Raw genomic sequence first — 18955 nt, 5'->3', positions numbered from 1 at the left:
AAGGCGTTTTCAGATATGTCACATGAAAAAAAATCGATTAATTCGATGTCGGGCTTTACGTTGATAGAGCTGATGATTGTAGTGGCAATCATTGGGATAATTGCGGCGGTGGCTGTGCCTAGTTATCAGCGATATGTAGAGTCCACCCGCCGGGCGATAGCTCAAGCTGACCTTTTGGAGTTGTCACAGTTTATGGAACGCCGTTATTCAAACGGCTATGATTATCGTAAAGCAGATGGCACTGCGCCGGGTTTGCCTTTTACCACGCAGCCAAGGCAAGGCAGTTCAGTGTTTTATAATTATGCTTTTGATGGGGGCGTTGGCAGAGCCACATACGTTCTTAAGGCAACTCCGGTAGGTGGGCAGTCGGGTGATAGTTGTGGCTGGTTGAAGATTACACAAGCGGGTGTCAGAACCAATGAGTCTGGTGACGCCGATTGTTGGAGGTGAGGGTGGGCAAATAGTCCACATACCCGGCTATTTGCGCAGCTCAGTAATTGAATGGTTCTACTGCTTCTTTACTGATGCTAGTCTTGCACGACCTGAGAAACTAATAATGATCTTGCGTGCAAATGTGGGGTCATTTGTCTTTGGTGAATAGGTTAAGTTGCCTGGCGTGCCTCTTGAGCTACCTAGCGCGCCGAACTGGAAATACCCACGTTTTTTAGGAGTAGATTTTAGTGCACCCGTTGAAGGGGGTGCTACCAGTTTGATGACGGTTTCAGTGTTAGTGACAGAGCGACTGTTGTCAGGATCTATGAAAACTGAAATAGGGTTGTTTTTCCAGTCTCCAGAACAGTTACCAGTTTTATTTGTCGGGCAGAGAGTAACAATCGATCCGCTGGTTATGGCTTCTGTGCGGGCTAAGTTGAATAGATGGAGCAATTCTCTTGTGACAGAGTCTGCTCGGTGTTTCTGAATAATTGAAGGAGCGAAAGACACCGCAGATAGGGTAATAATTGCCATTATTGCTAGTACAGTACAAAGCTCAACAAGTGTTACGCCTTTGCAGGTCTCTGTATATTTCATGGATCGTTCCTTGACTTTTAATTGAACCGAACATCCTGTTCGATTTATGAATGTTACTACGTTGTTCTAAGGGAATTCAATATTACTTCTCGTAGCGGGCTTTTGAAGTTGGGAGTGAAACGTCACTCCATCCCCAACTTCTTCAACCTATACCGCAACGCCCGAAAACTGATCCCCAACTTTTTTGCCGCAGCTGTTTTATTCCACCGAGTCGCCTCAAGTGCCTTCTCAATAGCTTGGCGCTCAATGGATTCCAAATAGCCCTCCAAATCAATATCGCCTTCCGGTATTAGCGTCGGGCAGGCTTCAGAGGTTGCGGTCGTGCTCGTGTTAGTTGCTCCGTCTGTTGCGGTACTGCCAAGGTGTAGGTCGGAAGCGCTTATTTTGTCTGCGTCACAGAGGGTAAAGGCGCGCTCAAGAATGTTTTCCAGCTCCCGCACGTTGCCGGGGAAATCGTGCTCTTTCAAACGGTCTACTGCATCTTGAGTGAGGCTTGCCGCCTCGCATTCATACTCTTGGGCAATGCGCCCTAGAATATGGTTTGCCAGCAAGGCGATATCGTCTGTGCGGTCCCTAAGCGGCGGTACTGCCAGCTCTATCACGTTAATCCGGTAGAATAAATCTTGCCGAAAGCTGCCGTTCTGCACCAGCTCTGCCAAATCTTTGTGGGTTGCGCTGAGCAGGCGTATATCAACCGGCAGCTCTTTAGTGTCACCCACGGGGCGAACTGCTTTCTCCTGAATAGCGCGCAGCAGTTTCACCTGCATGGCTAGGGGTAGGTCGGCTACTTCGTCGAGAAAGAGTGTGCCACCGTCTGCGGACCGAAACAGTCCGTCCTTGTTCTCCACAGCGCCTGTGAAGCTGCCTTTTTTGTGCCCGAAGAATTCACTCTCCATTAACTCGGAAGGAATGGCCCCGCAGTTAACGGCAATGAAGGGGCCGTCTCTACGAGGCCCTTGCATGTGAATCATCCGAGCCACCAGCTCTTTACCACTACCGGATTCGCCGCTGATAAACACGGGCGCTTGGCTTCTGGCGAGCTTGCGGGTTTGGTTGCGTAATCGCTTTATCTGTGAAGAGTTGCCGAGCAGGAGCCCCGGCTCGTCTGTGGCATCATCAACGGCTGAGTCGGGTTTTGTAAGCTTTAATGCGCTGGTTACGAGTTCTCTGAGCCTAGAGAGTTCAACCGGCTTGGAGACGAAATCGAAAGCGCCGGCTTTCAGTGATTCGATGGCGGTATCCATGCTGCCATAGGCTGTAATAACGGCCACTGGGGTGGCGGGTAGGTGCTGCTGAATCCACTGCACCAACTCTATACCGTTGCCATCGGGCAAGTTCATGTCTGTTAAGCAAAGTTGTGGGCTGTGTTTTTCTAACAGGGCGAGAGCGCTTGCAAGGTCCGGTGCCGTTAGGGTTTTAATGCCCATGCGGGTAAGAGTGATTTCAAGCAGGTCCCGGATATCCGGTTCATCATCAACAATCAGCGCAGTATGAGTGGTCATCTTGTCGTGTTGGTTCCATGTCAGATCATTCGCCCCGGGTGGGCAAAGGTAATACGAAAACAGCAGCCGGGTTGGCCGTCTTCCGTCAAAGAAAGATGAGCTTGATTAGCCTCGCACAGTTCTCTGGCTAGATAAAGCCCAAGGCCGGTGCCACCTTTGTCTGTTGTGTAAAAGGGCTCGAAAATGGAATGGCTGGCTTCTGCTGTGACGCCAGGCCCGTAATCCCTTACATCGATGTAAGCTCGTTCACCATCCGCTGTCGCCCCCGCACTCAGCGAAATTTTTCGTACGCCTGATTGTTGTTGGCTATAGCGCAAGCCATTGTCACACAAGTTTACCAGTACCTGCTCAATCTGGCTTTTATCAAACCGTGCATCGGGTATGTTAGGTTCGATGGTTAGGGTTAGTTCCGCCGGAGGGCTGGTTGTTTCCTGAGTTTGCAGGAAATCAGTTCTGTACTCATCTAGCCAGCTTGGCACGTCAACAAGGTCTGCATTTGCTGGCCTGCGCCGGGAAAGGCTGAGTACGTTCTCTACAATGCTGTTCACTCTGCGGGAGTGGCGTCGGATGATATCCAACATTTGTTGGTCGCTAGTATCAAGGTGAGGCGATTCTTCCATCAATTGAGCCGCGTGGCTTATGGCGCCTAGCGGGTTGCGAATTTCATGGGCAATACCTGCGGTGAGGCGCCCGAGCGAGGCCAGCTTCATTTGCTGTGCCTGCTGGGTCACTTTGCTCATATCTTCGATAAATACGAGGATCAGGTCGCCACGCTCCTGATCCAGCCGGGTAAAGCTTGCCTGTAGCATCGGCGAGGTGGGTGTGGGTTGAAACGGTGTGGTGTGTTGGAAGGGGTTTTTCAGCCAGACTTCCAGCCCGGATTTGAGCGGCAAAGGTAGAGCGCGAGATGGAGAGTTGTGCTCCCCTTTGTGGGTTGGAACTCCAAACAAAAACTCTTCAGCCGCAGCGTTGGCTAGACGCATCTGGCCGTATCGGTCCAGGACAAGAATGCCGGTGCGCATGCGCTGGATGATCTGTTTATTGATTTGCTCCAGTTCCACAATGCTCTGAGCACGGCTGGTGGCTAGAGCTTCGCTTCGCATCATTCTCCGGGAGATATTCTGCAGGATAAAGGCCGCTGCGAAGTACAGAATGCCCAGAGAACCTGCTCGCACAATGTCATCGCCGTTGCCCCCAAGCGCCAGTATGGCCCACCCTGAAATGCTGAGTGAACAAATGGCTGCAAGAGCTGCATAGAAGGTGCCCATGCGGCTAGGGGTAAGAATATTGCCAGCTGCCACTGAGATAATGACAAGGTTCGCGAGGCCGTTGGTAATACCTGTACTGGTAAACAACAGCCCGTGCATAATTAAAATGTCCAGCAGTATGGACACTGTGATGTGTCGCTGCCCCGGCTGAAAACCCGCCAGTATGAGGATTGCAACAAAACTGTTCAGTGCAAAGTAGCCCGCTACGCCAAACTGGTAGTAGTCCAGAAACCGGAAACGGGTATCGAAATTCACGGGGTCAATGAACAACAATGCCACCAGCATCAAGCTGATCAAAACCCGGTAGTGGTTGTAGATGCGGAACAACTTGGCCTGCTGTAAGCCGGGGGGGTGTTTGCCTGAGTTGGCTGCCGGTGTGGAAGCTGTCGCCATGGTTTTCAGAAATCCGTTGTTGAGCGGAAGAATTCAAAGCCTGTGCGGGGTTATAATAGCCTTTTCATGGCAGTGAGTTACAGGAGCCAAAGTATGTCCGTTTCCGGGAGTAGCCCGTTTCCCTCTAAATCACCCCGAAACCTAAGGGTTGCGATGGCGCAATTGGATTTTCTGGTGGGGGATATTCCCGGCAACACCGACCGGATTATAGATGCTGCAAGGCGTGCTCACTCAAAAGAGGGGGCAGATGTTGTTGTCTTCCCGGAGCTTTGTGTTACAGGGTATCCGCCGGAAGATTTGCTGCTTCGCCCCAGTATGAGCCTGCGCGTAACAGAATCTCTCGAACGCCTACAAAGTGCGCAGCTTGGCGCGGCTATTGTTATTGGCGTTCCGCTTCAAAATAAGGGCCTGTTGTACAACGCTGCGGTGGTGATTGAAGGCGGCAACATTACAGGCCGCTACTTCAAGCGGTTCCCCCCGAATTATCAGGTGTTTGATGAGAAACGCTATTTTGCGGAGGGCGAGGGTGCAGTAGTGGTAGAGATTTGTGGCGTGCCCGTTGGCTTAACGGTCTGCGAAGACATATGGGCAGACGGCCCGGTTGAAGACTCCGCTGCGGCAGGTGCAAAGCTGATTATTAACCTGAACGCCTCACCCTATGATATCGACAAGCAGGCCCGACGTAAGGCGCTGCTTGAGCGCAAGTCTCGGGATAATCAGGTGAGTATCATCTACACCAATTTGGTAGGTGCTCAGGATGAGTTGGTGTTCGATGGTGGCTCCATGGTTTACGACCACTCCGGTTCCCTCGCAGTAGAAGTGCCTCAATTCAATGAGGGCCTTTTCCCTGTCGATTTCGTGTTTGATCGCCGTTGCCAGCCCGTATCCCAGCCGTTGCCGGCAGAACCTTCGGTGGAGGCAAATGTCTACAGTGCGCTTGTGATGGGCGTGCGGGACTATGTCAATAAAAATGGTTTCAAAACGGTCGTACTTGGGCTTTCCGGCGGTATAGATTCCGCTCTGGCTCTTGCTGTGGCGGCGGATGCTTTGGGGCCGGATCGTGTTCGCGCTGTGATGATGCCTTTCCGATACACCTCAGACATCAGCCTAGAAGATGCAGCAGCCCAAGCAGGCGCCATGGGCGTTCAGTACGATGTGTACTCCATTGAACCTATGTATGAATCTTTCATGACCGCGCTGGCTGAGCCGTTCGAGGGCACAACCCTCGACACCACCGAGCAAAACCTTCAAGCGCGTATTCGCGGCGTTATGCTGATGTCACTTTCTAATAAATTTGGTTCGCTGGTGCTTACAACCGGTAATAAGAGCGAACTCGCTGTGGGGTACTCGACGCTTTATGGCGATATGGCGGGCGGCTTTGATGTCCTTAAGGACGTTCCCAAAACACTGGTCTTTCGCCTCGCTTGGTATCGTAATTCTGTGTCGCCAGTGATTCCCGAACGTGTTATCACACGCCCGCCCTCTGCGGAACTCGCGCCTGATCAGAAGGATGAAGACAGCCTTCCGGGCTACGATGTGTTAGATCAAATTCTAAATTTCTATGTAGAGCGAGATTTTAGTGCGGATGCGATCGTTGCGAAAGGGTTTGATCAAGCGGATGTTGATCGCGTTATCCGCTTAGTCGATCTCAACGAATACAAGCGCAGGCAGGCGCCTATCGGGATCCGCATTACCGAGCGAGGATTCGGTAAGGATCGCCGCTATCCCATTACGAGTGGCTGGAAGAGCGGCAATTAATATCTCTTTTATGCGGCGGCTTACTCGTCGCCCATAAGTCCGAAGGTGATTACGCTGGATAGCGAGCGGTTTTCGCGCTTTAGCAAGTTGGCTTCAAATTCGCCTTTGCTATTGAAAGCATCGCTCTTGGGGAAGTTCTGACGCAAAAGCGCTACTGCATCTTGCGAGCCCTTTTTAAATTTCAGGAAATCAAAGGTCTCAGCCAGAATAATCAAAGCCTCTTCAACGGCTGGCGAAGTAGGGTAGTTCTCGATTATGTAGCGTGCCCGGTTATTGGCCGCCACATAGGCCTCGCGCTTGATGTAATAGCGCGCAGCGTGAAGTTCCAGTTCTGCCATGCGATTGCGCACGGCGATCATGCGTTGGCGGGCGTCGGCAGCGTATTCGCTTTCAGGGTACCGGTTCAATAGTTCGCTGAAATCGCGAAACGCCTGTAGTTGCTCCCCTGCATCTCTGGCTGCAACGTCAATCGCAAAGTAGCGTGCGGCCAAACCAATATCTAGATTATAGGAAGCGAGCCCGCGCATGTAGAGAGCATAATCAGCGTGATCGCTTTGGGGGTTCAGACGCAGGAATCGGTCTGCTGCCGCTCTGGAGCCTTCAAGATCAAGATTTTGGTAACGGGCATAGATAAGGTCAAGCTGGGCCTGTTCGGCGTAGCGGCCAAACGGATAGTAGGTTTCTAAAGAATCAAGATTTTCCTCGGCTTCATTAAAGTTGCCGGAGTTCATTGCCTGACGAGCATTGTCGTAATAGGTTTTTTCCGGAAGCACTTCCTCCTGCTTGTTGGACGCGCAGGCACTGATCAGGACGACCAGTGTGGAAAGTAGCAGTAAACGAAAACCTGATCTCATGCCGGAATCCCGTATAATGTCGATAAATTCGAGGGCGGTATTGTAACGGGGAACTCGCCCAATGTGCAGAGCGCGTCCCGTTTGTTTCAATTATTCTGACCGAAACGTAACACACACAGGCCCCGGGGGCTTAATGTCATCTGAAAATCGAATAACTGCCAGTTTTTCTATACCGCCAGAGCTAAGTGACCGGCGACTGGATCAGGCAGCCGCTGAGCTTATGCCCGAGCACTCGCGTTCGCGCTTGCAGTCATGGATTCGCAGCGGTGCTTTAACCGTGAACGGAGAGCCGCGTAAGCCCAAAGATAAGGTGATGCTGAGCGACCAACTGGCCCTTGATGCCGAGCCTGAGGCTCAGGTGACTTGGCAAGCGGAAGCGATCAGTCTGGATATTGTTTACGAAGACGAGCATATACTGGTTATCAACAAGCCTGCAGGCTTGGTGGTGCATCCGGCCGCAGGGCACGCAGATGGTACGCTAGTAAATGCGCTGTTGAACTACGCGCCCGAGGTAGAGAATCTGCCCCGTGCCGGCATCGTCCACCGTCTTGATAAAGATACCTCCGGTATTATGGTGGTGGCGCGCAGCCTGATTGCTCATACATCGCTAGTGGGTCAGCTGCAGACTCGAACCATGGGTCGCGAATACGAAGCAATCGTAGTAGGCACCCTGACAGGCGGCGCCACGGTGGACGCGCCGATTGGCCGCCACCCTCATGAGCGAAAGAAAATGGGGGTGGTCAGAAGCGGAAAACCTGCTGTAACTCACTACCGTTTGATTGAGCGTTTTGCGGCTCATACTCATGTGCGCTGTAAACTTGAAAGCGGTCGCACACACCAGATTCGCGTGCACATGGCCTACGTAAAGCACCCGCTGGTGGGCGACCCGCTCTACGGCGGTCGTCTTCGTTTGCCCAAGGGCACCACGGAAGAGTTACGTGAAGTACTCTCGGCATTTCACCGGCAAGCACTGCATGCGCGACAGCTCACATTGGAGCATCCACAAACCGGAGAAATACTGAGCTGGGATGTGCCCTTGCCAGCGGATTTTGTTGGCTTGTTAGCTGCGCTGCGTAAGCACGTTCAGGGGTTGGAGAGTGATGAGTTCTGAGGGGGCTCCGGAGCTATCATTTATCCGCCCGGACTGGCCTGCCCCTTCAAACATATACGCGCTCTGCACGACGCGCCTAGGCGGGATCAGCGAGCATCCGTGGGGCAGCCTTAACCTTGGTGAGCATGTGGGCGATGAACCTGCCCATGTGCAGGAAAATCGCCTCAGGCTAGCTCGTGCCTGCGGCCTTCCCAAAGCAGCATTTAGATGGCTGAATCAAGTTCACGGCACAGGTGTTGTGCGATTTCCGCAAAACCAACGAGCGGCGATTCCAGAAGCCGATGCAAGTTTTACCCACAGGGTTGGGCAAGCCTGCACGATTCTTACAGCAGACTGTTTGCCGGTTATTCTATGCGACCAGAAAGGCACCACAGTTGCGGCAGCTCACGCTGGCTGGCGCAGTTTATGTTTTGGAGTGCTGGAAAACTTGGTGGCTCGTATGGGACTGCCCGGCAATACCTTGATGGCATGGTTCGGGCCAGCCATAGGCCCGCAGGTGTTTGAGGTTGGCCCGGAAGTTAGGGTGGCTTTTGTGGAGCGCAACCCTGAAGCTGATGTTGCTTTCAGCTCCATTGGAGCTCGAGAGGGACGCTATATGGCAGATATTTATCGACTTGCCCGACAACGTCTCGAAAGTCTGGGCGTCCACCAAATCTATGGCGGTAACTTTTGTACGGTTACCGATTCCCAGCATTTTTACTCCTACCGCCGTGATGGACAAACCGGTCGTATGGCCACCGTTATTTGGAAAACCTGAGGCTTGTCAATTTTCTGACGGTTTTGAGTGTTCCGGCCTTGAACTTCCCTTGATAGCCCCTACATTAGTTCTCAATGCAAACCGAATGCGCAATTTCTGATCGCATTTACTGAATAACTCGGGGAACGAATTCATGAGAATCGACAAGCTCACCAGCCTTTTGCAAACCGCACTGGCGGACGCGCAATCACTGGCCGTTGGCAAAGACCACAACTTTATTGAACCCATACACCTTATGCAGGCCATGCTTGATCAGCAGGGCAGTTCTATCACCCCGCTTCTCAAGCAAGCAGGTGCTGAGCCCGGTCGTGTGCGCCAGGCAGTAGCTCAGGAAATCGAGAACTTGCCAGAAGTGAGCGGCAGTGCCGGCGATGTCGCTATGTCTAACGATATGGGGCGCCTGTTCAATATTGCCGATAAATTGGCGCAGAAGCGGCAGGACCAGTTTATTTCTAGCGAACTGCTGCTATTGGCCGCTTTGGAAGACCGGGGCACGCTCGGTCGTGTTTTGCGCGAGCAAGGCGTAGACAAGGCAGCGCTGGAAAAAGCCATTGATGCCGTGCGTGGAGGAGAAAACGTTAGCGATGCGGGTGCAGAGGAAAATCGACAGGCGCTTTCAAAGTACACCATCGATTTAACAGAGCGGGCGGAAGCCGGGAAGCTTGATCCGGTGATTGGTCGTGATGACGAAATACGTCGCACCATTCAAGTGTTGCAGCGCCGTCGCAAAAACAACCCGGTACTGATTGGTGAGCCGGGCGTAGGTAAAACTGCTATCGCAGAAGGTTTGGCGCAGCGCATTGTCAATGGAGAAGTGCCCGAAGGCCTTAAAAATAAACGCGTTTTATCTCTGGATATGGGCTCGCTTATTGCTGGAGCCAAGTTTCGGGGCGAGTTTGAAGAGCGTTTGAAAGCCGTGCTGAATGAGCTCGCTAAACAGGAAGGCCAGATTATCCTGTTCATTGACGAAATCCATACGGTCGTAGGTGCGGGTAAAGCTGAAGGCTCCATGGATGCAGGCAACATGCTCAAGCCTGCACTGGCGCGCGGCGAGTTGCACTGCGTTGGCGCAACCACACTGAACGAATACCGTGAGAACATAGAGAAAGACGCTGCGCTGGAGCGGCGCTTTCAAAAAGTGCTGGTGAACGAACCGAATGAGGAAGATACCGTCGCAATTCTGCGCGGTCTGAAAGAGCGTTACGAGGTTCACCATGGTGTAGAGGTGACCGACGGGGCTATTATTGCTGCGGCCAAGCTCTCCCAGCGTTACATCATGGACCGCCAACTGCCAGACAAGGCTATTGACCTGATCGATGAGGCTGCCAGCCAAATTCGTATGGAGATGGACTCCAAGCCAGAGCCTCTGGATCGGCTGGAGCGCCGCTTGATTCAACTTAAAATTGAGCGGGAGGCCTTAAAGAAAGAAACAGACGCAGCGTCAAAGAAGCGCCTTGAGGAGCTTTCCGGTGTTATTCGGGATATAGAGCGCGAATATGCGGATCTTGAGGAAATTTGGAATACGGAAAAAGCCGCGTTGCACGGCTCTCAGAAGATTAAGAGCCAGTTGGAGCAAGCCCGTATCGATTTAGAAACGGCCCGTCGCGCAGGCGACCTGGGTAGAATGTCCGAGTTGCAGTATGGGCGCATTCCAGAGTTGGAGCGTCAACTCGATATGGCCAGTCAGGCTGAGATGATGGAGATGAAACTCCTACGCAATCGGGTCACTGACGAAGAAATTGCTGAAGTTGTTTCTAAGTGGACTGGCATTCCGGTATCCCGAATGCTGGAAGGTGAGCGCGACAAGCTTATGCGTATGGAAGACGCGCTGCATGACCGTGTAATCGGTCAGAATGAAGCGGTGGAGGCCGTATCGAACGCCGTGCGTCGTTCCCGTGCAGGGCTTGCAGATCCCAATCGGCCAAATGGTTCGTTTCTGTTCCTTGGCCCAACCGGTGTCGGTAAAACGGAGCTGTGCAAGTCACTTGCTTCATTCCTCTTCGATACTGACGACGCCATGGTGCGGATTGATATGTCGGAGTTTATGGAGAAGCATTCCGTTGCCCGCCTGATTGGTGCGCCCCCTGGATATGTTGGCTATGAGGAAGGCGGATACCTTACGGAAGCGGTTCGTCGTCGCCCGTATTCCGTGCTTCTACTGGATGAAGTCGAAAAGGCGCACCCGGATGTCTTCAATATTTTGCTGCAAGTGCTGGATGATGGTCGCTTAACGGATGGGCAGGGCCGAACGGTGGATTTCCGGAATACGGTTATCGTGATGACGTCCAATCTGGGTTCGGGGATCATTCAGCAAAAAGCTGGAGAAGAGAACTACGAAGCTATGAAGAGCGCGGTCATGGAAGAGGTGGGAACCCACTTCCGTCCGGAGTTTATTAATCGGGTAGATGAAGTGGTTGTGTTCCATCCGCTGGCGGGAAGCCAGATTCACGGCATCGCCAAAATCCAGATAGAAATTCTGAATAAGCGGCTGCAGGAACAGGGTGTTAAGCTGGAACTCGATGCAGCTGCGCTGGACTTGCTGGCGGAAGTGGGATACGACCCGGTTTATGGCGCCCGTCCGCTGAAAAGAGCCATCCAGAGAATGATTGAAAACCCATTGGCGCAAAGGTTGTTGCAGGGCGATTTTATCTCTGAAGATACAATCCTTGCTACGGCGAGTGACGGTAAGCTGGTATTCAACAAAGCTTAAGATGGGGCGCTAAAAAAGTAATAACGGGGCAGGACTTGGGTTCTGCCCTGTTATCGTATCTAGAATAAAAAACTAGGGTTGGCTCTCTGGCTCGCAGCTTTTAGCGGCAATTTCTTCCAGCTTCTTGCGCTGCTCGTCGATTTCCTCTGGCGTTAAATAACGCATCTCCCCGTTCTCTTCGATCCGTATACGTGCGTTGTTCTGGATGACTTCCAGATTAGAGCGGGCCGTTTCGCAGTTTGCCTCGCGTTGCTTGCGACGAGCAGCCTCAACGGCGCTTTCTTTTTCGCGCTCCGCTTCTTTCCTTTTTTGCTCTTCAAGTTCACCAAGGCGCTCTTGAGGGCTGGGCCTGTTGTTGCTGGCTGCGGAAGATGTACCAGAGCGCACGTTGACGGTCTCGGAGTTGGACCCCACAGGCTGGCGGTCGCCAAAATGGGTAACGCCATCTTCGTCTGTCCATTTATATACCGAGGCGCTCATTGCAACGCTGGGAGCTACGGCGATTAATAGTGTCAGCATCAGGGCTTTTCTGTTCATGGCTCTACTCGTTGTGTGTTCGCTGCTCCCGGGTAGGCTTGCAACCTGAGAAACCGGGCCCTTCGTTCTGTTTCGCGTTTGCCTATAGTGCCATCTATGGGACGTTTTTTCTTCCATCTGGTTCAAAATTCCGCGCCTGTAGTGATGCATAATGATGGCAGAGCATGCGCCAGTATGAACACAGAAAGCAACGGAGGCTATTGACAGGGAGTTTCGCGCTGTCAGAATTACCGATTGCCTGAAGACTGGGGTAAATACGGCAGGCAATCCCGTGCAAGTATCCCCCTGTTATTTACCACACTGAGCGTGCCGCGCATATGTCGCGGAATGGTTGTTGCTTAAATGCAACCCGTCGATTGGCCGTTCTCCGCAACCCTCAGGAGGGCGGCTGGCCAGGAGACAACCTCTTAACAAGGTGTGGAGCAGCCGGTTCCGCTTTCAAAAGAAGCAGCGAATCCGTGGACCCAGGCAACCGGGCGTGTGCCCGGCTCATTCACTCGTAGAAGAGGGTAGAAAATCGTGGAGTTATTGTCTGGCGCCGATATGCTGATCCGTTCCCTACAGGACCAGGGGATCGAATACATATATGGCTATCCGGGTGGTGCAGCCCTTCATATTTATGATGCGCTGTTCAGGCAGGATGAAGTTAAACACATTCTGGTAAGGCACGAGCAGGCTGCTGTGCACATGGCCGACGGCTATGCGCGCGCTACGGGGCTTCCAGGAACTGTGCTTGTAACCTCCGGCCCTGGGGCCACCAACACTATTACCGGCATTGCTACCGCATTCATGGATTCCATCCCTATGGTGGTTCTGTGCGGGCAGGTTGCGTCTACCCTGATTGGCGAAGACGCTTTTCAGGAAACGGACATGATGGGTGTTTCCCGGCCGGTTGTTAAACACAACCTCAGTGTTCGCCACCCTTCGGAAATCCCGGAAATTATCCGTAAGGCCTATTATATCGCCTCGACCGGTCGCCCCGGGCCTGTTGTTGTGGATATTCCCAAAGATATGACAGCACCGAATGAGCGCTTCGAATACGCTTATCCGAAAAAGATAAAGTTGCGCTCCTATAGTCCCGCGATACGCGGTCATGCTGGCCAGATCAAGAAAGCTGTCGATATGATGCTGGCAGCCCGTCGCCCCATAATATATGCCGGTGGCGGTGTTATTCTGGGGAAGGCCTCTGGTCAGTTGACGGAGCTGGTACGCAAGTTGGGGTACCCGATTACTAACACCCTAATGGGCATTGGTTGTTACCCTGCCAGCGACAAGCAGCATCTCGGCTGGCTAGGCATGCACGGAACCTATGAAGCCAATATGGCGATGCATCACTCAGATCTTATTCTCGCGGTAGGCGCGCGATTTGATGATCGAGTAACAAACGCAACTGAAAAGTTCTGCCCGGGTGCGCGCATCATTCATATCGATATTGATCCGGCGTCCATCTCTAAAACCATTGACGCCGACGTTCCTATCGTTGGGCCGGTTGATGCGGTTCTCAAAGAAATGCTCGCACTGGTAAAAGACAGCAAGGAAAAACCAGACGCAGAGGCATTGGCCTCTTGGTGGAAGCAGATCGACGAATGGCGTGCATTCCACGGTATGCGCTACGAAACCAGTCCGGATGTCATTAAGCCGCAAGAAGTGATCGAAATGCTGCACCGTCTCACTAACGGGGATGCGTTTGTTACGTCTGACGTCGGGCAGCATCAGATGTTCGCTGCCCAATATTACAAGTTTGATAAACCCAATCGCTGGATTAACTCTGGTGGTCTTGGAACCATGGGTTTCGGCTTGCCAGCGGCAATGGGCATTAAGCTCACCCATCCAGATGACGAAGTTTTGTGTATCACCGGTGAGGGCAGTATCCAGATGAATATTCAGGAACTCTCTACCTGTAACCAGTACAAGTTGCCGGTAAAGATCATCAATCTGAATAATCAGGCTTTGGGCATGGTGAAACAGTGGCAAGACATGAATTATGAGTCCCGCCACTCCCATTCGTACATGGAGTCGTTGCCGGATTTCATCAAGCTTGCTGAAGCTTATGGGCACGTTGGTGTCCGTATCGACAAGAAGGAAGACCTTGAGCCGAAATTGAAAGAAGTCTTGGCTATGAAAGACACGCTTGTCTTTGTGGATATTCAGGTTGACCGTTTTGAGCACGTATACCCGATGCAAGTGGCCCGCGGCTGCATGAAAGATATGTGGCTCAGCAAGACGGAGAGGGTGTGATCATGCGTCGAATTATTTCTGTGTTGCTTGAAAACGAATCCGGCGCGCTGTCACGTGTGGTTGGGCTGTTTTCACAGCGGAACTACAACATCGAGACCTTAACCGTTGCGCCTACAGAGGATGAGACCTTGTCTCGTCTCACAGTTACAACGACGGGTTCAGACCGGGTTATCGAGCAGATTACGAAGCAACTCAATAAACTGGTTGAGGTGGTCAAGCTGGTAGACCTGACAGAAGGTCCCCACATCGAACGCGAACTGATGCTGATCAAGCTGAAGGCAACCGGTTCCCAGCGTGCTGAGATTAAGCGCACTGTGGATATATTCCGAGGCCAGATTGTCGACGTCACCAGTTCGGTTTATACCGTCCAATTGGCAGGGGCCAGCGATAAGCTTGACGGTTTTGTTCAGGCGATCGGAACGTCAGGTGTGCTTGAAGTGGTGCGGTCCGGGGTTTCCGGGATCGCCAGAGGCGAGAAGGTTTTGAGCCTTTAAATTATTTATCCATTACGAACGATTTGGCCTCCTGAAAGGCCATCACACATCATAGAGGTTAGTCATGCAGGTTTATTACGATAAGGATTGTGATCTTTCCATCATTCAGAGCAAAAAAGTTGCCATTATCGGTTTTGGTTCGCAGGGTCATGCCCATGCGTGCAACCTGAAAGAGTCCGGTGTTGATGTCACTGTGGGTCTGCGCCCTGGATCTTCTTCAATCGCTAAGGCAGAAGCCTACGGCTTAAAGACCAGCGACGTGCCATCTGCCGTTGCTGCGGCCGATGTTGTAATGGTTCTGACACCGGATGAGTTTCAGTCTCAACTCTATAAGGCGGAAATTGAGCCAAACCTAAAGCAAGGTGCCACTCTCGCCTTTGCTCATGGCTTTGCAATTCACTACAACCAGATCGTTCCGCGCAAAGATCTCGACGTTATCATGGTTGCTCCCAAAGCTCCGGGGCACACTGTGCGCACCGAGTTCGCCAATGGCGGTGGGATCCCAGACCTGATTGCTGTGTTCCAAGACGCTTCCGGAAACGCAAAGAACCTATCTCTATCCTACGCTAGCGGCATCGGCGGTGGGCGTACCGGTATCATCGAGACCACCTTCAAAGATGAAACTGAAACAGACCTATTCGGTGAGCAAGCTGTTCTTTGTGGTGGTGCTGTCGAGCTGGTAAAAGCAGGTTTTGAAACGCTGACTGAAGCGGGCTATGCGCCGGAAATGGCGTACTTTGAGTGTCTGCACGAGCTCAAGTTGATTGTAGACTTGATGTACGAAGGCGGTATCGCGAACATGAATTACTCCATCTCGAACAACGCAGAGTATGGTGAGTATGTGACCGGCCCAGAAATCATCAACGAACAATCTCGCGAAGCTATGCGCAATGCGCTTAAGCGAATTCAAAGTGGTGAGTACGCGAAGATGTTCATCTCGGAAGGTGCTCTCAACTATCCGTCTATGACAGCGCGTCGTCGTCAGAACGCCGCTCATGAGATTGAAGTGACAGGTGAGAAGCTACGCGGAATGATGCCGTGGATCTCCGCCAACAAGATTGTGGATAAGGATAAAAACTAAGCGACGTTCCGTTTGGTTTAATGAAGCGCGGCCCGAGTGGCCGCGTTTTTCGTATATACTTCGCCCAAATACTTTCCGGAGTAGTGGGAATGACTAAAGAAAGAGAAGATACCGAATTGGATCAACGTGCGCGCGAGTCGGAACTTTCGTCCGGTTCAGGAAGTGAGTGCGATATCGAGCCCGGAGAGGTTGTTGAGGAAGAGCTAGTTGAGGGCGCGCCTGTGCGCAGAAAAGGGATATACCTCCTTCCTAATGCTCTCACAACAGCATCATTGTTTTCCGGTTTTTACGCCATTGTTTCAGCTGCGGGCGGTGTCTACGACAACGCTGCCATTGCGATCTTTGTGTCCATGATTTTGGATGGGCTTGATGGGCGCGTTGCTCGTATGACTAATACCCAAAGTAAGTTTGGAGAAGAGTACGACAGTCTTGCTGATATGGTGGCGTTTGGCGTCGCACCCGGGTTTGTCGCATTTTTCTGGTCCCTGAATGGCTTGGATAAAATCGGCTGGGCTGTAACCTTTATATATGTGGCTGGTGCCGCCCTGCGCCTTGCGCGGTTTAATACGCAAATCGGCTCGGTCGATAAAAAGTATTTTGTAGGCTTGCCTAGTCCTGCGGCGGCTGCGTGTGTTGCAGGTCTTGTGTGGTGTTTTCATGCCTATGACCCAGCTGCTTGGCTTACGTTCCTTACGCTCGTGGTTGTAGGTGGTACTGGAGTGCTGATGGTTAGCAATGTGCTGTATCGCAGCTTCAAAGATCTCGACCTTCGTGGGCGGGTGCCTTTCGCCGCGATACTGTTAGTGGTGTTGATTTTCGTAGTGGTTGCACTGGACCCGGCAACGGTTTTGTTTACCGGCTTTTTGGTTTACGCCTTGTCTGGACCGGTTCGTGCGTTGTTTCGTGGAAAGGTGCGTCGGTCGAGCAAGTCCGAATAATTAGTAAAGTGCAGCAATAGTGTTGGAATGGTACGTTTTTTGTTCGGTTTCCCCCTGGGTTTGACGTATTTATAGGTGGAAACCGAAGTTCTTTAGAATTAATTCAAAATGGCGTTGACAGAAGTCTGTGTGTCTGTAGAATGCGCATCTCGCTTGAGGGATACACCGGAACAGCGGAGTGTTTTGAGAGAGTTAACTGTTTGAAAGTATTGAAGAAAAAGCTTTTAAGATTCTTCGAAATAACAGTTGACAGGGTTGGGATTCGATGTAGAATACGCCCCTCGAAATAAAGTATGAATCAGCCGGTAAGTATCGGTGGTTTTGGAAGGGAAGCTTCTGAAACGACTTGAAAAAAACGGTTGACAAGGCGGCGAGACGATGTAAAATACGCCACCTTGATTGAGCAACGGCTCAAACGCTCTTTAACAAATTAACCAAGTAATTCGTGTGGGCGCTGACTGGAGTATTTCGACAAGAAATACCAAGACAGCGACTCGTCGAAAATTGAGTTTTGTCTTGAGCAAGAATTAAGAATCTTCGGATTCTTGTATGATTTAAACTGAAGAGTTTGATCATGGCTCAGATTGAACGCTGGCGGCAGGCTTAACACATGCAAGTCGAGCGGAAACGAAGATAGCTTGCTATCAGGCGTCGAGCGGCGGACGGGTGAGTAATGCTTAGGAATCTGCCCAGTAGTGGGGGATAGCCCGGGGAAACTCGGATTAATACCGCATACGCCCTTTTGGGGAAAGCAGGGGATCTTCGGACCTTGCGCTATTGGATGAGCCTAAGTCGGATTAGCTAGTTGGTGGGGTAATGGCTCACCAAGGCAACGATCCGTAGCTGGTCTGAGAGGATGATCAGCCACATCGGGACTGAGACACGGCCCGAACTCCTACGGGAGGCAGCAGTGGGGAATATTGGACAATGGGCGCAAGCCTGATCCAGCCATGCCGCGTGTGTGAAGAAGGCTTTCGGGTTGTAAAGCACTTTCAGTGAGGAGGAAGGCTTTCAGATTAATACTCTGGAAGATTGACGTCACTCACAGAAGAAGCACCGGCTAACTCCGTGCCAGCAGCCGCGGTAATACGGAGGGTGCAAGCGTTAATCGGAATTACTGGGCGTAAAGCGCGCGTAGGTGGTTGAGTAAGCGAGATGTGAAAGCCCCGGGCTTAACCTGGGAACGGCATTTCGAACTGCTTGGCTAGAGTGTGGTAGAGGGTAGTGGAATTTCCTGTGTAGCGGTGAAATGCGTAGATATAGGAAGGAACACCAGTGGCGAAGGCGGCTACCTGGACCAACACTGACACTGAGGTGCGAAAGCGTGGGGAGCAAACAGGATTAGATACCCTGGTAGTCCACGCCGTAAACGATGTCAACTAGCCGTTGGGGATCTTGAATCCTTAGTGGCGCAGCTAACGCACTAAGTTGACCGCCTGGGGAGTACGGCCGCAAGGTTAAAACTCAAATGAATTGACGGGGGCCCGCACAAGCGGTGGAGCATGTGGTTTAATTCGACGCAACGCGAAGAACCTTACCTGGCCTTGACATGCAGAGAACTTTCCAGAGATGGATTGGTGCCTTCGGGAACTCTGACACAGGTGCTGCATGGCCGTCGTCAGCTCGTGTCGTGAGATGTTGGGTTAAGTCCCGTAACGAGCGCAACCCCTATCCCTAGTTGCTAGCAGGTTATGCTGAGAACTCTAGGGAGACTGCCGGTGACAAACCGGAGGAAGGTGGGGATGACGTCAGGTCATCATGGCCCTTACGGCCAGGGCTACACACGTGCTACAATGGTACGTACAGAGGGTTGCAAACCCGCGAGGGGGAGCTAATCTCACAAAACGTATCGTAGTCCGGATCGGAGTCTGCAACTCGACTCCGTGAAGTCGGAATCGCTAGTAATCGTGAATCAGAATGTCACGGTGAATACGTTCCCGGGCCTTGTACACACCGCCCGTCACACCATGGGAGTGGATTGCACCAGAAGTAGTTAGTCTAACCTTCGGGAGGACGATTACCACGGTGTGGTTCATGACTGGGGTGAAGTCGTAACAAGGTAGCCCTAGGGGAACCTGGGGCTGGATCACCTCCTTAAACGAAGTCGACGCTTCGGTCAGAGTCCACACGAATTACTTGGTTGATTGATAAAGAGAGCAAGGGTCTTTCAGGCCCGACTTGGCTTGTCTATGGCAAGCAAAACCGGGTCTGTAGCTCAGGTGGTTAGAGCGCACCCCTGATAAGGGTGAGGTCGGTGGTTCAAGTCCACCCAGACCCACCAAAAT

At 52.1% G+C, this 18955-nt stretch carries 14 protein-coding genes, 1 tRNA gene and 1 rRNA gene; 11 read left to right on the top strand and 5 right to left on the bottom strand.

From position 1 onward, the window contains the following. The first annotated feature begins 15 nt into the window (after nucleotides 1–15). Nucleotides 16–450, top strand: a complete 435-nt coding sequence (locus MWU62_RS14070) for a type IV pilin protein (protein ID WP_281494919.1) — start codon at nucleotides 16–18, stop codon at nucleotides 448–450. A gap of 57 nt (nucleotides 451–507) precedes the next feature. Here MWU62_RS14070 and MWU62_RS14065 read toward each other — a convergent pair whose 3' ends face one another. From MWU62_RS14065 to MWU62_RS14055, 3 genes are all read right to left on the bottom strand, one after another. Next, nucleotides 508–1029: a GspH/FimT family pseudopilin gene (locus MWU62_RS14065; RefSeq protein WP_247115504.1), complete on the bottom strand. Its 522-nt coding sequence runs from the start codon at nucleotides 1027–1029 to the stop codon at nucleotides 508–510. Nucleotides 1030–1151: 122 nt separating this feature from the next. Further along, nucleotides 1152–2531, bottom strand: coding sequence for a sigma-54 dependent transcriptional regulator (locus MWU62_RS14060; protein WP_247115503.1), 1380 nt, complete (start codon nucleotides 2529–2531; stop codon nucleotides 1152–1154). A gap of 20 nt (nucleotides 2532–2551) precedes the next feature. After that, nucleotides 2552–4192, bottom strand: a complete 1641-nt coding sequence (locus tag MWU62_RS14055; RefSeq protein ID WP_247115502.1) for an ATP-binding protein — start codon at nucleotides 4190–4192, stop codon at nucleotides 2552–2554. A 93-nt stretch (nucleotides 4193–4285) separates the two neighbouring features. On the opposite strand from MWU62_RS14055, the gene MWU62_RS14050 reads away from it, so the two are divergent. Beyond that, entirely contained in the window at nucleotides 4286–5950 is a 1665-nt protein-coding gene (locus tag MWU62_RS14050) for an NAD+ synthase (RefSeq protein ID WP_247115501.1), read from the top strand. Between the two features lie 20 nt (nucleotides 5951–5970). Here MWU62_RS14050 and MWU62_RS14045 read toward each other — a convergent pair whose 3' ends face one another. Beyond that, complete coding sequence (locus tag MWU62_RS14045) at nucleotides 5971–6804, bottom strand: outer membrane protein assembly factor BamD (RefSeq protein WP_247115500.1); 834 nt, start codon at nucleotides 6802–6804, stop codon at nucleotides 5971–5973. Between the two features lie 133 nt (nucleotides 6805–6937). On the opposite strand from MWU62_RS14045, the gene rluD reads away from it, so the two are divergent. The 3 genes from rluD (at nucleotide 6938) to clpB (ending at nucleotide 11382) form a co-directional block, all read left to right on the top strand. Next, nucleotides 6938–7915 carry a 23S rRNA pseudouridine(1911/1915/1917) synthase RluD gene (gene rluD / locus MWU62_RS14040; RefSeq protein WP_247115499.1) on the top strand — a complete coding sequence of 326 codons (978 nt, stop codon included), beginning with the start codon at nucleotides 6938–6940 and terminating at the stop codon, nucleotides 7913–7915. Next, nucleotides 7905–8672 carry a peptidoglycan editing factor PgeF gene (gene pgeF / locus MWU62_RS14035; protein ID WP_247115603.1) on the top strand — a complete coding sequence of 256 codons (768 nt, stop codon included), beginning with the start codon at nucleotides 7905–7907 and terminating at the stop codon, nucleotides 8670–8672. Before rluD ends, pgeF begins: the two co-directional genes overlap by 11 nt. Nucleotides 8673–8805: 133 nt before the next feature. Continuing rightward, nucleotides 8806–11382, top strand: a complete 2577-nt coding sequence (gene clpB / locus MWU62_RS14030) for an ATP-dependent chaperone ClpB (protein WP_247115498.1) — start codon at nucleotides 8806–8808, stop codon at nucleotides 11380–11382. 72 nt (nucleotides 11383–11454) lie between these two features. Here the strand turns inward: clpB and MWU62_RS14025 are convergent, their stop codons facing one another. Beyond that, complete coding sequence (locus tag MWU62_RS14025) at nucleotides 11455–11919, bottom strand: DUF4124 domain-containing protein (RefSeq protein WP_247115497.1); 465 nt, start codon at nucleotides 11917–11919, stop codon at nucleotides 11455–11457. Between the two features lie 519 nt (nucleotides 11920–12438). Here MWU62_RS14025 and MWU62_RS14020 point away from each other — a divergent pair. The 6 genes from MWU62_RS14020 to MWU62_RS13995 all read left to right on the top strand — a co-directional run bounded on the left by MWU62_RS14020 (nucleotide 12439) and on the right by MWU62_RS13995 (nucleotide 18951). Further along, nucleotides 12439–14157, top strand: a complete 1719-nt coding sequence (locus tag MWU62_RS14020) for an acetolactate synthase 3 large subunit (protein ID WP_247115496.1) — start codon at nucleotides 12439–12441, stop codon at nucleotides 14155–14157. A 2-nt stretch (nucleotides 14158–14159) separates the two neighbouring features. Next, nucleotides 14160–14651: an acetolactate synthase small subunit gene (gene ilvN, locus MWU62_RS14015; protein WP_247115495.1), complete on the top strand. Its 492-nt coding sequence runs from the start codon at nucleotides 14160–14162 to the stop codon at nucleotides 14649–14651. A 64-nt stretch (nucleotides 14652–14715) separates the two neighbouring features. Further along, a complete protein-coding gene (gene ilvC / locus MWU62_RS14010; protein WP_200366850.1) occupies nucleotides 14716–15732 on the top strand; it encodes a ketol-acid reductoisomerase in 1017 nt (338 codons plus the stop codon). A gap of 89 nt (nucleotides 15733–15821) precedes the next feature. After that, nucleotides 15822–16670, top strand: a complete 849-nt coding sequence (pssA, locus tag MWU62_RS14005; RefSeq protein ID WP_247115494.1) for a CDP-diacylglycerol--serine O-phosphatidyltransferase — start codon at nucleotides 15822–15824, stop codon at nucleotides 16668–16670. Nucleotides 16671–17226: 556 nt separating this feature from the next. After that, nucleotides 17227–18767 (top strand): 16S ribosomal RNA (locus tag MWU62_RS14000). Nucleotides 18768–18874: 107 nt separating this feature from the next. Further along, nucleotides 18875–18951, top strand: a tRNA-Ile gene (locus tag MWU62_RS13995). Nucleotides 18952–18955: the final 4 nt, after the last annotated feature.

It is taken from the genome of Marinobacter sp. S6332 (genome assembly GCF_023016045.1).
In the GTDB taxonomy this organism is placed as follows: Bacteria; Pseudomonadota; Gammaproteobacteria; order Pseudomonadales; family Oleiphilaceae; genus Marinobacter.
This window is presented reverse-complemented; position numbering and strand designations above follow the sequence as displayed.